The organism is Klebsiella sp. HMSC16A12 (genome assembly GCF_001808265.1).
Lineage (GTDB): Bacteria > Pseudomonadota > Gammaproteobacteria > Enterobacterales > Enterobacteriaceae > Klebsiella > Klebsiella pneumoniae.
Genome location: NZ_KV792521.1, coordinates 55409 through 69603, shown reverse-complemented (window position 1 = coordinate 69603; position 14195 = coordinate 55409). Strand labels below are relative to the sequence as shown.

Genomic DNA, 14195 nt, shown 5'->3' with positions numbered 1-14195 from the left:
CTCTCGTTCTCAGACAGGTACTGAACTGTGAAAATCCTCGTTGATGAAAATATGCCCTATGCCCGTGAGCTTTTTAGCCGTTTAGGCGACGTGCAGGCGATCCCAGGCCGTCCGGTCCCGGCCGATGCCCTGACCGATGCGGATGCCCTAATGGTGCGCTCGGTCACCCGGGTCAATGAAGCATTGCTCGCCGGCAAGGCCATTAAGTTCGTCGGCACCGCTACCGCCGGCACCGATCACGTCGATCAGGCGTGGCTGCAGCAGGCGGGGATTGGTTTCTCTGCGGCGCCCGGCTGTAACGCCATTGCGGTGGTAGAGTACGTCTTTTCATCGCTGCTGATGCTGGCCGAACGCGACGGCTTTGCGCTGCGCGACCGCACCGTCGGGATCGTCGGCGTCGGTAACGTTGGCGGGCGACTGCAAAAGCGCCTGGAAGCGTTGGGGATCAAAACTCTGCTCTGCGACCCACCGCGCGCCCATCGCGGCGACGAAGGTGACTTCCGCTCCCTCGAGGCGCTGGTCCAGGAAGCCGATGTCATCACCTTCCATACGCCGCTGTATAAAGAAGGGCAATATAAAACCCTGCATCTGGCGGATGAGGCGCTGATAAGCCGCCTGAAGCCTGGAACGATTTTGATCAACGCCTGCCGCGGGCCGGTGGTCGATAACGCCGCACTGCTAAAGCGGCTGGAAGCTGGTCAGCCGCTGAGTGTGGTATTGGACGTCTGGGAGCCGGAGCCGGATCTAAACGTTGAGCTTCTCAAGCGAGTGGATATCGGTACCGCGCATATCGCCGGCTACACCCTCGAAGGGAAAGCGCGCGGGACGACGCAGGTTTTTGAAGCCTACAGCGCCTTTATCGGCCATCCGCAGCAGGTAGCGCTGGACACTCTGCTGCCGGCGCCGGAATTTGGCCGCATTACCCTGCATGGACAGCTCGATCAGCCGACGCTGAAAAGACTGGTCCACTTGGTGTATGATGTGCGCCGCGATGATGCGCCGCTGCGGAAGGTGGCCGGCGTCGCCGGTGAATTCGACAAGCTGCGTAAAAATTATCAGGAACGTCGCGAATGGTCTTCGCTGTATGTGCAGTGCAGCGATGAGCAGGCGGCGACGCTGTTGCGCCAGCTCGGTTTTAACGCCGTGCATCATCCTGTTCGTTAATGTCTTCTTAATGCCCCTGCCGGATACTCCGGCGGGGCCGCTTTATTTCTGGAGTTAACCACCATGTCTGAAGGCTGGAATATTGCCGTACTGGGCGCAACGGGCGCCGTAGGCGAAGCCCTGCTCGAAACTCTTGCTGAACGCCAGTTCCCGGTAGGAGAGATTTTTGCTCTGGCGCGCAACGACAGCGCGGGCGAACATCTGCGTTTTGGTGGCAAGTCGGTGATCGTCAAAGACGCCGCCGAATTTGACTGGACCCAGGCCCAGCTGGCTTTCTTCGCCGCCGGCGTCGAAGCCAGTGCAGCGTATGTCGAAGAAGCGACCAACGCCGGGTGTCTGGTTATCGATCTCAGCGGCCTGTTTGCGCTGGAGCCGGACGTACCGCTGGTGGTGCCGGACGTGAACCCGTTCGTATTAGGCGATTACCGCAACCGCAACCTGATTGCGGTGCCTAATAGCCTGACCAGTCAGCTGTTGACGGCGCTCAAACCGCTGATCGATCAGGGCGGGTTGTCGCGCATTAGCGTCACTAACCTGCTCTCCGCCTCGGGGCAGGGGAAAAAAGCGGTGGATGCGCTGGCGGGTCAGAGCGCTAAGCTGCTGAACGGCATCCCTATCGATGAAGACGATTTCTTTGGTCGCCAGCTGGCGTTCAACATGCTGCCGCTGCTGCCGGATCGTGAAGGTAGCGTGCGCGAAGAGCGCCGGATCGTCGATGAAGCGCGCAAAATTCTTCAGGATGACGGGCTGATGATCTCCGCCAGCGTCGTTCAGTCGCCGGTCTTCTACGGCCATGCGCAGATGGTGAGCTTCGAAGCGATGCGCCCGCTGGCGGCGGAGGAGGCGCGCGACGCTTTTACCCGCGGCGAGGATATCGAACTTTCTGAAGAGGGCGAATTCCCGACCCAGGTTGGCGATGCCTCCGGCAATGCCCGCCTCTCCATCGGCTGCGTGCATAACGATTACGGTATGCCGGAGCAGATCCAGTTCTGGTCGGTAGCGGATAACGTGCGCTTCGGCGGCGCGCTGATGGCGGTGAAGATCGCCGAGAAGCTGATTGAGGAGTACCTGTACTGATGTCTGAGATGGAGCAACAGCCGATCTGTAAAATCGCGCTGGGCATCGAGTACGACGGCAGCAAATATTACGGCTGGCAGCGGCAAAACGAAGTGCGCAGCGTGCAGGAGAAGCTGGAAAAGGCGCTCTCGCAGGTGGCGAACGAACCGATTACCGTCTTTTGCGCCGGCCGCACCGACGCCGGCGTCCATGGCACCGGCCAGGTGGTGCATTTCGAAACCCGGGCGCAGCGGAAAGATGCCGCCTGGACGCTGGGGGTAAATGCGAATTTACCTGGTGACATCGCGGTGCGTTGGGTCAAACATGTACCGGCGGATTTTCACGCCCGGTTCAGCGCCACGGCGCGCCGCTATCGCTACGTCATCTATAATCATCGCCTGCGTCCGGCGGTGTTAAGTCAGGGAGTGACGCATTTTCACCAGCCGCTCGACGCCGAGCGTATGCAGCGCGCCGCGCAGTGTCTGCTGGGAGAGAATGACTTTACCTCGTTTCGCGCGGTACAGTGCCAGTCGCGTACCCCGTGGCGCAACGTGATGCATATTAACGTTACCCGCTACGGCGCGTATGTGGTGGTGGATATCAAAGCGAATGCCTTTGTACATCATATGGTCAGGAATATTGTAGGCAGCCTGATGGAGGTCGGGGCCGGAAACCAGCCGGAGAGCTGGATGGCAGAACTGCTGGCAGCAAAAGACAGGACGCTCGCTGCGGCAACGGCAAAAGCGGAAGGGTTGTATCTGGTGTCGGTGGATTACCCGGCCCACTATGATTTACCGGTGCTGCCAATGGGCCCGCTGTTTCTGGCGGACTAATAGGGTCATTAAGGGTAAAGACAAACATGGACTTGATTCACTTTTTAATTGATTTCATCCTGCATATTGATGTGCACCTTGCCGAACTGGTTGCCCAGTATGGCGTCTGGGTTTATGCCATTGTGTTTTTGATTCTGTTCTGCGAAACCGGGCTGGTGGTGACGCCATTCCTGCCGGGCGATTCCCTGCTGTTCGTCGCGGGCGCGCTCTCGGCCTTGCCAACCAACGATCTCAATGTCCACCTGATGGTACTGCTGATGGTCATCGCGGCCATCGTCGGCGATGCGGTCAACTACACCATTGGCCGGCTGTTCGGCGAAAAGCTGTTCAGCAATCCGAACTCAAAGATATTCCGTCGCAGCTATCTGGATAAAACCCACAGCTTTTACGAACGTCACGGCGGGAAAACCATTATCCTGGCGCGCTTTGTGCCGATAGTCCGAACCTTCGCGCCGTTTGTGGCGGGAATGGGGCATATGTCCTATCGTCATTTTGCAGCCTATAACGTGGTTGGGGCGCTGCTGTGGGTGCTGCTGTTCACCTATGCCGGCTATCTGTTTGGCGATTTGCCGGTGGTGCAGGAGAACCTGAAGCTGCTGATCGTGGCGATCATTGTCCTCTCGGTCCTGCCGGGTGTGATTGAGATCATCCGCCACAAGCGGGCGGCGTCAAAGCAGGCGAAGTAGTTCGCCCTGCGCTGCGCGTGACCGAGCATGATCGTCGCGCGCAGCGGTTTGACCACTTTTTTATCCCATGTTCCGGGATGATATGATTTAATGTGCAACATTCATGGTCTGTAAGAGGCAAAAATGGCATTATGCGCCCCTTACGACAAAACTGGCATCGACCAGGTTCAGGCAGAAAGGTTATCAATGAGCTGGATTGAACGAATTAAAAGCAACATCACTCCCACCCGCAAGGCGAGCATTCCTGAGGGTGTATGGACCAAGTGCGACAGCTGCGGTCAGGTACTCTACCGCGCCGAGCTGGAGCGCAACCTGGAGGTTTGTCCTAAGTGCGATCACCATATGCGCATGTCGGCGCGTAATCGCCTGCATAGCCTGTTGGATGAAGGTTCTCTGGTAGAACTGGGTAGCGAACTTGAGCCAAAAGATGTGCTGAAGTTCCGCGATTCAAAAAAATACAAAGACCGCCTGGCGTCCGCTCAGAAAGAGACGGGCGAGAAAGACGCGCTGGTGGTAATGAAAGGTACGCTCTACGCGATGCCGGTGGTTGCCGCCGCCTTTGAGTTCTCCTTTATGGGGGGCTCGATGGGTTCCGTCGTCGGCGCACGCTTTGTACGCGCGGTGGAGCAGGCGCTGGAAGATAACTGCCCGCTGATCTGCTTCTCCGCCTCCGGTGGCGCCCGTATGCAGGAAGCGCTGATGTCGCTGATGCAGATGGCGAAAACCTCCGCGGCGCTGGCGAAAATGCAGGAGCGCGGACTGCCGTACATCTCCGTGCTGACCGACCCGACCATGGGCGGCGTATCGGCGAGCTTTGCGATGCTGGGCGATCTGAACATTGCCGAGCCGAAAGCGCTGATCGGCTTTGCCGGTCCTCGCGTTATCGAGCAGACCGTACGCGAGAAGCTGCCGCCGGGATTCCAGCGCAGTGAGTTTCTGATTGAAAAAGGGGCGATCGATATGATCGTTCGCCGTCCGGAAATGCGTCTCAAGCTGGCCAGCATTCTGGCGAAGCTGATGAACCTGCCGGCGCCGGTTGCCGTTTCGGAAGCGCCTCATGAAGGCGTGGTGGTGCCGCCGGCACCGGATCAGGAACCTGAGGCCTGATAAAGCAGAGGGCAGGGCCTGGCGGCGCTGCCCTTTTTTATTCATACGCGTTAACCGTCAATTCTTACGGGCATCATGGAAAAAGATCCTATTCCTCAGGCCACGTCGCCCCTGGCTACGTGGCTTTCTTATCTGGAACATCTGCACAGTAAAACCATCGACCTTGGGCTGGCGCGCGTCAGCGAGGTCGCCGGGCAGATGGATATCGTTAAACCGGCGCCGTTCGTTTTTACCGTCGCGGGCACCAATGGCAAAGGCACCACCTGCCGCACGCTGGAAACCATCCTGATGGCGGCCGGTTATAAAGTGGGGGTCTACAGCTCTCCGCATCTGGTGCGCTACACCGAACGCGTGCGCATTCAGGGGGCTGAACTGCCGGAGGTGGCGCATACGGCTTCGTTTGCTGAAATCGAAGCGGCGCGGGGTGACATCTCGCTGACCTATTTTGAATACGGCACGCTCTCGGCGCTGTGGCTGTTTAAGCAGGCGCAACTGGATGTGGTGATCCTTGAGGTCGGGCTCGGCGGGCGTCTCGACGCCACCAACATCGTGGATGCCGACGTCGCAGTGGTCACCAGCATCGCCCTCGATCATACCGACTGGCTGGGCCCGGATCGTGAAAGTATCGGCCGGGAAAAAGCGGGCATCTTTCGCGCCGGTAAACCGGCGGTGGTGGGGGAGCCGGATATGCCGCTCACCATCGCGGAAGTGGCTAGCGAGAAGGGCGCGCTGCTCCAGCGCCGCGGCGTCGACTGGCGCTATGAGGTGGAAGGCGAAACGTGGTCCTTCCGCGATACGGCAGGGGCGTTAAGCCACCTGCCTCTGCCTCAGGTGCCGTTGCCGAATGCGGCGACGGCCGTGGCGGCGCTGCGCGCCAGCGGGCTTGCCGTGGATGACGCTATCCTGCGCGCAGGGATCCGCGATGCGATGCTCCCGGGACGCTTTCAGATAATTAGCGACGCCCCGCGAGTGATCCTCGATGTGGCGCACAACCCGCACGCGGCGGCCTATCTCGCCGGGCGTCTCAAAACGTTAGCGAAAACGGGACGCGTGCTGGCGGTTATTGGTATGCTGCATGATAAGGATATCGCCGGCACGTTGGCCAATCTGGCCCCGGAAGTCAATACCTGGTACTGCGCGCCGCTGGAAGGCCCGCGCGGCGCGACGGCAGAGCAGCTGGTGGAACATTTGCGCTGCGGTACAGTCTATAGCAGCGTGGCGCAGGCGTGGCGTGCGGCCATGGCTGACGCTAAAGTGGAAGATACCGTGCTGGTGTGTGGTTCGTTTCACACCGTAGCGCAGGTTATGGAAGAGATAGACGCGGGGAGAATCGGTGGCGAGTAAGTTTCAGAACCGTTTAGTCGGGACAATCGTGCTGGTGGCGCTGGGGGTGATTATCCTGCCAGGGCTGCTGGACGGGCAGAAAAAGCATTACCAGGATGAGTTTGCCGCGATCCCGCTGGTACCGAAACCAGGCGATCGCGATGAACCGGATATGTTGCCGGCGGCAACCCAGGCGTTGCCTTCGCAACCGCCGGAAGGGGCGGCGGAAGAGGTGCGGGCGGGCGATGCCGCCGCGCCATCGTTAGATCCATCGCGTATTCCGGTGAACAGCAACAGCTTCGATGACGTTCAGGAGCCGGTGGTGGCCGCGAAACCGCAGCCCAAGCCGCAGCCGAAACCGCAGCCGCAACAGCAGGCCGCGACGCCAACGCCGCCGCCGGCTAAGCCACAGCAGCAACAGCCACCGCAGCAGCAGGCGGCCCTGCCGGCGCCGACCGGCAAAGCCTATGTGGTTCAGCTGGGCGCGTTGAAGAACGCCGATAAGGTGAATGAGATTGTCGGTAAACTGCGGGCCTCGGGTTTCAAAGTCTATACGTCGCCTTCGACGCCGGTACAGGGTAAAATTACCCGCATCCTCGTCGGCCCGGATGCGTCAAAAGACAAGCTGAAAGGCCAGCTGGGCGATCTGCAGCAGATCTCCGGGCTTAGCGGGGTGGTGATGGGCTTCACCCCGAACTGATTGTTTTTTCCGCCATGCGGAGAGAACGTGGCGGGGAGAAACGCCCCGCAAACCCTGTCTCAGCCGCCCTGAAGAGGCGAAAGGCAGTCTGGCGTTGAATGTTTTTTCAGCGCCATTTTTATTTCTGTAGGGCATGGAAATCCCTACGCAAACGTTTTCTTTTTCTGTTAGAATGCGCCCCGAACTGGACGACAGGGCGTAAATCGTGGGACGTATATGGTCTGGATTGATTACGCCATTATGGCGGTGCTGGGTCTTTCTTGCCTGGTCAGCCTGATCCGCGGCTTTGTTCGCGAAGCTTTATCGTTAGTCACGTGGGGTTGCGCGTTTTATGTCGCCAGCCATTACTACGCTGACCTGTCTGTCTGGTTTACGGGCTTTGAGGATGAACGGGTTCGAAATGGGATTGCTATTGCGGCGCTGTTTATCGTGACGCTCATCGTTGGCGCTATCGTGAACTATGTGATAGGCCAGCTGGTGGAGAAGACCGGTTTGTCAGGAACCGACAGGGTATTGGGGATCTGCTTCGGCGCGCTACGTGGGGTGCTGATCATCGCCGCTATCCTGTTCTTCCTGGACACCTTTACCGGGATGGCGAAGAGCGATGACTGGCATCAGTCGCAGTTTATTCCCTATTTTACCCCCGTCATCAGATGGTTTTTTGAATACCTGCAAAGCTCGTCAAGTTTCTTGCCTAAAGTATAGACTTTGGGTCGTTGCTGAACGAGGAAAAGACGTATGTGCGGTATTGTCGGTATCGCCGGTGTTATGCCGGTTAACCAGTCGATTTATGATGCGCTAACGGTGCTCCAGCACCGTGGACAGGATGCCGCTGGCATCATCACCATTGATGCCAACAACTGCTTCCGGTTGCGTAAGGCTAACGGGCTGGTAAGCGACGTATTCGAGGCCCGCCACATGCAGCGTATGCAGGGCAATATGGGTATTGGCCACGTGCGTTATCCTACGGCGGGCAGCTCCAGCGCCTCCGAGGCGCAGCCGTTTTACGTTAACTCGCCGTATGGCATCACATTGGCGCATAACGGCAACCTGACCAATGCGCACGAGCTGCGTAAAAAGCTGTTTGAAGAAAAACGCCGCCATATCAATACCACCTCTGATTCCGAAATCCTCCTCAATATTTTCGCCAGTGAGCTGGATAACTTCCGTCACTACCCGCTGGAAGCGGACAACATCTTCGCGGCGATTGCGGCGACCAACCGCCTGATCCGCGGCGCGTACGCGTGCGTGGCGATGATCATCGGGCATGGCATGGTGGCCTTCCGCGACCCTAACGGCATTCGTCCGCTGGTGCTGGGTAAACGTGACGTTGGCGACGGTCGCACCGAGTATATGGTGGCCTCGGAGAGCGTGGCCCTTGATACGCTTGGTTTTGAATTCCTGCGCGATGTGGCGCCGGGCGAAGCGGTCTATATTACCGAGAAGGGCCAGCTCTATACCCGTCAGTGTGCCGATAATCCGGTCAGCAACCCGTGCCTGTTCGAGTACGTCTATTTTGCCCGTCCGGACTCGTTTATTGACAAAATTTCCGTCTACAGCGCCCGCGTCAACATGGGGACTAAGCTGGGCGAAAAGATTGCCCGCGAGTGGGAAGATCTGGATATTGACGTCGTTATTCCGATCCCGGAGACCTCCTGCGACATCGCGCTGGAAATCGCCCGCATTCTCGACAAACCTTATCGTCAGGGCTTCGTGAAGAACCGCTACGTCGGCCGGACGTTTATCATGCCCGGTCAGCAGCTGCGTCGTAAATCTGTTCGCCGTAAGCTCAACGCCAACCGTGCGGAATTCCGCGATAAGAACGTGCTGCTGGTCGATGATTCCATTGTACGCGGCACCACCTCGGAGCAGATCATTGAGATGGCGCGTGAAGCAGGGGCGAAAAAAGTGTATCTCGCCTCCGCTGCGCCGGAAATTCGTTTCCCGAACGTGTACGGTATCGATATGCCGACCGCCAACGAACTGATCGCCCATGGCCGCGAAGTGGATGAGATCCGCCAGATCATTGGCGCCGACGGCCTGATTTTCCAGGATCTCAACGATCTGATCGACGCGGTGCGCGCGGAGAACCCGGATATTCAGCAGTTTGAATGCTCGGTGTTCAACGGCGTATATGTGACCCGGGATGTCGACCAGCAGTACCTCGACTATCTTGACTCCCTGCGTAACGATGATGCCAAAGCGGTCCAGCTGCAGAACGAAGTCGAAAACCTCGAGATGCACAACGAGGGTTAAGCCGTTCACGCGTCGCGGGCCTGCCGTACCTAAAGGACGGCGGGCTTTTTTTCGCCCCTTAACTGTGCGTCAATAGTTGCGCCAGAGGCTATAATCCGGCAAAGTCTGCGGCACACGCGCAAGGGGTAACAGAACGTGAAACGACTGATTATTGGCATTTCCGGCGCCAGCGGCGCCATTTACGGCGTGCGGATGCTGCAGGTGCTAAGAGATGTGCCGGATATTGAAACTCATCTCATCCTCAGCCAGGCGGCGCGCCAGACGTTGGCCATGGAGACCGACTACTCCGTACGTGAGGTGCAGGCGCTAGCCGATGTGGTGCATGACGCCCGCGATATCGCCGCCAGTATCTCTTCCGGTTCGTTTAAAACCGCCGGGATGGTGATTTTACCCTGCTCAATGAAGACGCTCTCGGGCATTGTCCATAGCTATACGGATGGCCTGCTGACCCGGGCGGCGGATGTCGTGCTGAAAGAGCGTCGTCCGCTGGTGCTCTGCGTGCGGGAAACGCCGTTCCATTTGGGCCATCTGCGTCTGCTGGTTCAGGCTGCAGAGCTGGGGGCGGTGATAATGCCGCCGGTACCGGCTTTTTACCACCGGCCACAAAGCCTGGACGATGTCATCAACCAGACCGTCAATCGGGTACTCGATCAATTTGATATTAGTCTGGAGCACGACTTGTTTACCCGCTGGCAGGGGGCCTAGTGTCGCACTATAGTGGTGCATGAAATGTACGCTTGCGCTCCGGTGGTGCAAATTTGTTGCCGCGATCAAATCCTCGACATTTATTTCGTCTTTTTGCGCTCAGGCGCTGCGGTTTCGCCAGTAATGCTGGTATCTTCCCTTTTAAGACAATCCTGCAACTTTATTTTAACAAATTTAACCCTGTTCCCGGCACGCACCTGGAAGATGGCACAAAAACTGCAGGATTGATCGGCAATCACCATAACAAGCAACGCACCACATCACGACACTTAAGGGTACTGTATGAAGAAGACGATTCTGGCTCTCTCTTTACTCGTGGGAATGAGCAGCACGGCCACCGTGTTTGCTGCTCTGCCGCAGAGCATTCGCATTGGCACTGACGCGACCTATGCGCCATTTTCGTCGAAAGACGCGAAAGGGGACTTTGTTGGTTTTGATATCGATTTAGGCAATGAGTTGTGCTCCCGAATTAAGGTGAAATGTACCTGGGTCGGCAGTGATTTTGACTCCCTGATCCCCTCCCTCAAAGCGAAGAAAATCGACGCCATCATCTCTTCCCTCTCTATTACCGAGAAGCGCCAGCAAGAGATCGCCTTCTCTGACAAGCTATATGCCGCTGACTCGCGTCTGATCGCCGCCAAAGGGTCGCCGATCCAGCCGACGCTGGAGGCGCTGAAAGGCAAGCACGTCGGCGTGCTGCAGGGTTCTACTCAGGAAGCCTATGCTAACGACCGCTGGCGCAGCCAGGGCGTTGACGTGGTGGCTTACCAGAACCAGGATCTGATCTATTCAGACCTCGCAGCTGGCCGTCTGGATGCGGCGCTGCAGGATGAAGTCGCCGCCAGCGAAGGCTTCCTGAAACAGCCTGCCGGGAAAGATTTCGCCTTCGCCGGCCCGTCCGTTAAAGACAAAAAGTACTTTGGCGACGGCACCGGTATCGGCCTGCGTAAGGACGACGCCGAGCTGAAAGCCGCGTTTGATAAAGCGCTGGGCGAGATGCGTAAAGACGGCACCTACGACAAAATGGCGAAGAAATACTTCGATTTTAACGTGTACGGCGACTAAGACTGCTGCAGGCCCGCACAATGGGGTGGGCCTGCCGCCAGGTTCGTATCCATGCCCCAAAAGGGTGCATCTAAACGCGCTGTGGATCATTTCAGTGCAAAAGCAGCCAGTTTTTTGGCTAAAAAATGCATAGTTAAGCGTTTCTGATGCAAAAAATCGGCCTTTCTGGTGCATAAATCTTTGCCCTTAAGGGGCGAATAATGGCACGATAACTGGCGTAAATAGTTCTAATAAACCCGTTAGAATGACAGTCTGTCGAGGATAGTTATGAAAAAACTGGCGTTGTCTCTCTCTTTAGCGCTGGCCCTTTCCAGCGTTTCCACGGTCTTTGCCGCCATCCCGCAAAAAATTCGTATCGGTACCGATCCGACTTATGCTCCCTTCGAATCGAAGAATGCGCAGGGAGAATTGGTCGGTTTTGATATCGATCTGGCAAAAGAGCTGTGTAAGCGTATTAATACGCAATGTACCTTTGTTGAAAACCCGCTGGATGCGCTGATCCCCTCCTTAAAAGCGAAGAAAATCGACGCGATTATGTCTTCGCTGTCGATTACTGAAAAGCGCCAGCAGGAAATTGCCTTCACTGACAAGCTGTATGCGGCAGATTCGCGTCTGGTGGTGAAAAAGGGCAGCCCGGTAACGCCGGATCTCGCCACCCTCAAGGGTAAGCGCGTGGGCGTGCTGCAGGGGACGACTCAGGAAACCTATGGCAATGAGCACTGGGCGCCGAAAGGTATCGAAATTGTCTCCTATCAGGGGCAGGACAATATCTATTCCGACCTGACCGCCGGCCGGATCGACGCCGCGTTCCAGGATGAGGTCGCGGCCAGCGAAGGGTTCCTGAAACAGCCTATTGGTAAAGATTACCAGTTTGGTGGCCCGTCAATCAAAGACGAGAAACTGTTTGGTGTTGGCACCGGTATGGGGCTGCGTAAGGAAGACAACGAACTGCGTGAAGCGCTGAATAAGGCGTTTGCAGAGATGCGTAAGGACGGCACCTACGACAAGCTGGCGAAAAAATATTTCGATTTTAACGTATACGGCGAATAATTCTCACGCCTCGCCATTGCGTGCGTTTCGCGCGCAATGGTGAATGACAGACAGGGTAGGCAGCATGCTGTATGGGTTTTCACAGGTTATTTTGCAGGGTGCGCTCGTCACCCTGGAGCTTGCGCTCAGCTCGGTCGTTCTCGCCGTCCTGATTGGGCTGGCGGGCGCTGGCGCAAAGTTATCGAGCAACCGTCCACTGGCGCTGGTGTTTGAAGGCTATACCACTCTGATCCGCGGCGTGCCCGATCTGGTGCTGATGCTGTTGATTTTCTACGGCCTGCAGATTGCGCTAAACAGCGTTACCGACGCGCTGGGCATGGCCCAGTTTGATATCGATCCGATGATCGCCGGGATTATTACCCTTGGCTTTATCTATGGCGCCTATTTTACGGAAACCTTCCGCGGCGCCTACCTGGCGGTGCCGAAGGGGCATATCGAAGCGGCTACCGCCTTTGGCTTTAGCGGCGGGCAGACGTTCCGGCGTATTCTCTTCCCGGCGATGATGCGCTACGCGCTGCCGGGGATAGGCAACAACTGGCAGGTTATCCTCAAGGCGACGGCGCTGGTCTCGTTGCTGGGGCTGGAGGATGTGGTCAAAGCCACGCAGCTGGCCGGGAAAAGCACCTGGCAGCCGTTCTACTTCGCCATCGTCTGCGGCCTGATTTATCTGGTGTTTACCACCGTTTCTAATGGCGTACTGCTGCTGCTCGAACGCCGCTATACCGTTGGCGTGAAGAGGGCTGACCTGTGATTGAAATTATTCAGGAGTACTGGAAATCACTACTGTGGACCGACGGCTATCGCTTTACCGGCGTGGCGATTACCTTATGGTTGCTGATCTCTTCAGTGGTAATGGGGGGCATCCTGGCGGTGTTTCTGGCCATCGGCCGCGTCTCGAGCAATAAGTTTATCCAGTTCCCCATCTGGCTGTTCACTTACATATTTCGCGGCACGCCGCTGTATGTGCAACTGCTGGTTTTTTACTCCGGCATGTATACCCTGGAAATCGTCAAAGGCACGGAGCTGTTGAACGCTTTTTTCCGCAGCGGGCTAAACTGCACGGTACTGGCGTTAACCCTGAATACCTGCGCCTATACCACTGAAATTTTCGCCGGCGCGATCCGCTCAGTACCCGCCGGAGAAATTGAAGCGGCGCGGGCCTACGGCTTCTCGTCAGTCAAACTGTATCGCTGCATTATTCTGCCTTCCGCGCTGCGGATTGCACTGCCGGCCTACAGTAACGAAGTGATCCTCATGCTGCACTCTACCGCGCTGGCGTTTACCGCTACGGTACCGGATCTGCTGAAAATCGCCCGCGATATCAACTCGGCCACCTATCAGCCGTTCACCGCGTTTGGCATCGCCGCGGTGCTCTATTTAATTATCTCGTATGTGCTGATTAGCTTGTTCCGTAAAGCGGAAAAGCGCTGGTTGCAGCATATCAAACCTTCTTCGACGCATTGAGAACGCCATGTCCGACAATAAATTAAACGTTATCGATCTGCATAAACGCTATGGGGAACACGAGGTGCTGAAGGGCGTCTCGCTGCAGGCGAAAGCCGGGGACGTTATCAGCATCATCGGTTCATCGGGTTCCGGAAAAAGTACCTTTTTGCGCTGTATTAACTTCCTTGAAAAACCGAGCGAAGGCACGATCGTCGTCAGCGGCCAAAATATTGGTCTGGTACGGGATAAAGACGGCCAGCTGAAGGTGGCCGACAAGAACCAGTTGCGCCTGCTGCGCACCCGGTTGACCATGGTGTTTCAGCATTTCAATCTGTGGAGCCACATGACGGTGCTGGAGAACGTCATGGAGGCGCCGATTCAGGTGCTGGGCTTAAGCAAACAGGAAGCGCGCGAACGGGCGGTGAAATACCTGGCCAAGGTCGGGATAGACGAACGTCAGCAGGCGAAATATCCGGTGCATCTTTCCGGTGGCCAGCAGCAGCGTGTCTCTATTGCCCGCGCGCTGGCGATGGAACCGGAAGTGCTGCTGTTTGATGAGCCGACCTCCGCGCTGGATCCGGAACTGGTGGGCGAAGTGTTACGCATTATGCAGCAGCTGGCGGAAGAGGGAAAAACCATGGTGGTGGTGACCCATGAAATGGGCTTTGCCCGCCACGTCTCTTCACATGTCATTTTTCTGCATCAGGGTAAAATTGAAGAAGAAGGGCATCCGGATGCGCTGTTTGGCGCGCCGAAAAGCCCGCGCCTGCAGCAGTTTCTGAAAGGTTCGCTGAAATAATCGGC

At 57.1% G+C, this 14195-nt stretch carries 16 protein-coding genes; 15 read left to right on the top strand and 1 reads right to left on the bottom strand.

All coding sequences use genetic code 11. The annotated features are described in order from the left end of the window. Positions 1-27: 27 nt before the first annotated feature. The 10 genes from pdxB (at position 28) to HMPREF3140_RS00775 (ending at position 9830) form a co-directional block, all read left to right on the top strand. The gene (gene pdxB, locus HMPREF3140_RS00820) at positions 28-1164 is read left to right on the top strand and encodes a 4-phosphoerythronate dehydrogenase PdxB (protein ID WP_070552797.1); all 1137 of its coding nucleotides are present in this window, start codon (positions 28-30) and stop codon (positions 1162-1164) included. Positions 1165-1227: 63 nt separating this feature from the next. Continuing rightward, on the top strand, positions 1228-2241 hold the full coding sequence (locus tag HMPREF3140_RS00815) for an aspartate-semialdehyde dehydrogenase (RefSeq protein ID WP_002913227.1): 1014 nt from the start codon (positions 1228-1230) through the stop codon (positions 2239-2241). Beyond that, entirely contained in the window at positions 2241-3053 is an 813-nt protein-coding gene (truA, locus tag HMPREF3140_RS00810; RefSeq protein ID WP_015958766.1) for a tRNA pseudouridine(38-40) synthase TruA, read from the top strand. The genes HMPREF3140_RS00815 and truA overlap by 1 nt, the downstream gene beginning before the upstream one ends. Positions 3054-3079: 26 nt before the next feature. After that, positions 3080-3739, top strand: a complete 660-nt coding sequence (locus tag HMPREF3140_RS00805) for a DedA family protein (RefSeq protein WP_070552796.1) — start codon at positions 3080-3082, stop codon at positions 3737-3739. 186 nt (positions 3740-3925) lie between these two features. Beyond that, positions 3926-4846 (top strand): acetyl-CoA carboxylase, carboxyltransferase subunit beta, encoded by a 921-nt coding sequence (gene accD / locus HMPREF3140_RS00800; protein WP_002913220.1) that lies wholly within the window; start codon positions 3926-3928, stop codon positions 4844-4846. Positions 4847-4921: 75 nt separating this feature from the next. Then, complete coding sequence (gene folC, locus HMPREF3140_RS00795; RefSeq protein ID WP_032412015.1) at positions 4922-6190, top strand: bifunctional tetrahydrofolate synthase/dihydrofolate synthase; 1269 nt, start codon at positions 4922-4924, stop codon at positions 6188-6190. Next, positions 6180-6869 carry a cell division protein DedD gene (dedD, locus tag HMPREF3140_RS00790; RefSeq protein WP_004214089.1) on the top strand — a complete coding sequence of 230 codons (690 nt, stop codon included), beginning with the start codon at positions 6180-6182 and terminating at the stop codon, positions 6867-6869. Before folC ends, dedD begins: the two co-directional genes overlap by 11 nt. Positions 6870-7085: 216 nt before the next feature. Then, on the top strand, positions 7086-7574 hold the full coding sequence (gene cvpA, locus HMPREF3140_RS00785) for a colicin V production protein (RefSeq protein WP_002913214.1): 489 nt from the start codon (positions 7086-7088) through the stop codon (positions 7572-7574). A gap of 33 nt (positions 7575-7607) precedes the next feature. Next, a complete protein-coding gene (gene purF / locus HMPREF3140_RS00780; protein WP_002913213.1) occupies positions 7608-9125 on the top strand; it encodes an amidophosphoribosyltransferase in 1518 nt (505 codons plus the stop codon). Positions 9126-9260: 135 nt separating this feature from the next. Beyond that, entirely contained in the window at positions 9261-9830 is a 570-nt protein-coding gene (locus HMPREF3140_RS00775) for a UbiX family flavin prenyltransferase (protein WP_002913212.1), read from the top strand. 80 nt (positions 9831-9910) lie between these two features. On the opposite strand, the gene HMPREF3140_RS28525 is transcribed toward HMPREF3140_RS00775, so the two are convergent. Then, positions 9911-10072, bottom strand: coding sequence for a hypothetical protein (locus tag HMPREF3140_RS28525; RefSeq protein WP_032412013.1), 162 nt, complete (start codon positions 10070-10072; stop codon positions 9911-9913). Positions 10073-10112: 40 nt separating this feature from the next. Here HMPREF3140_RS28525 and argT point away from each other — a divergent pair, with 40 nt between their 5' ends. From argT to hisP, 5 genes are all read left to right on the top strand, one after another. Next, positions 10113-10895 (top strand): lysine/arginine/ornithine ABC transporter substrate-binding protein ArgT, encoded by a 783-nt coding sequence (gene argT, locus HMPREF3140_RS00765; RefSeq protein WP_032412011.1) that lies wholly within the window; start codon positions 10113-10115, stop codon positions 10893-10895. A 267-nt stretch (positions 10896-11162) separates the two neighbouring features. Then, positions 11163-11945: a histidine ABC transporter substrate-binding protein HisJ gene (gene hisJ, locus HMPREF3140_RS00760; RefSeq protein ID WP_002913209.1), complete on the top strand. Its 783-nt coding sequence runs from the start codon at positions 11163-11165 to the stop codon at positions 11943-11945. A 64-nt stretch (positions 11946-12009) separates the two neighbouring features. Continuing rightward, positions 12010-12696, top strand: coding sequence for a histidine ABC transporter permease HisQ (locus tag HMPREF3140_RS00755; protein ID WP_002913208.1), 687 nt, complete (start codon positions 12010-12012; stop codon positions 12694-12696). Then, the gene (gene hisM / locus HMPREF3140_RS00750; RefSeq protein WP_002913207.1) at positions 12693-13409 is read left to right on the top strand and encodes a histidine ABC transporter permease HisM; all 717 of its coding nucleotides are present in this window, start codon (positions 12693-12695) and stop codon (positions 13407-13409) included. The genes HMPREF3140_RS00755 and hisM overlap by 4 nt, the downstream gene beginning before the upstream one ends. A 7-nt stretch (positions 13410-13416) precedes the next feature. After that, positions 13417-14190, top strand: a complete 774-nt coding sequence (hisP, locus tag HMPREF3140_RS00745) for a histidine ABC transporter ATP-binding protein HisP (protein WP_002913206.1) — start codon at positions 13417-13419, stop codon at positions 14188-14190. Positions 14191-14195 lie beyond the last annotated feature (5 nt).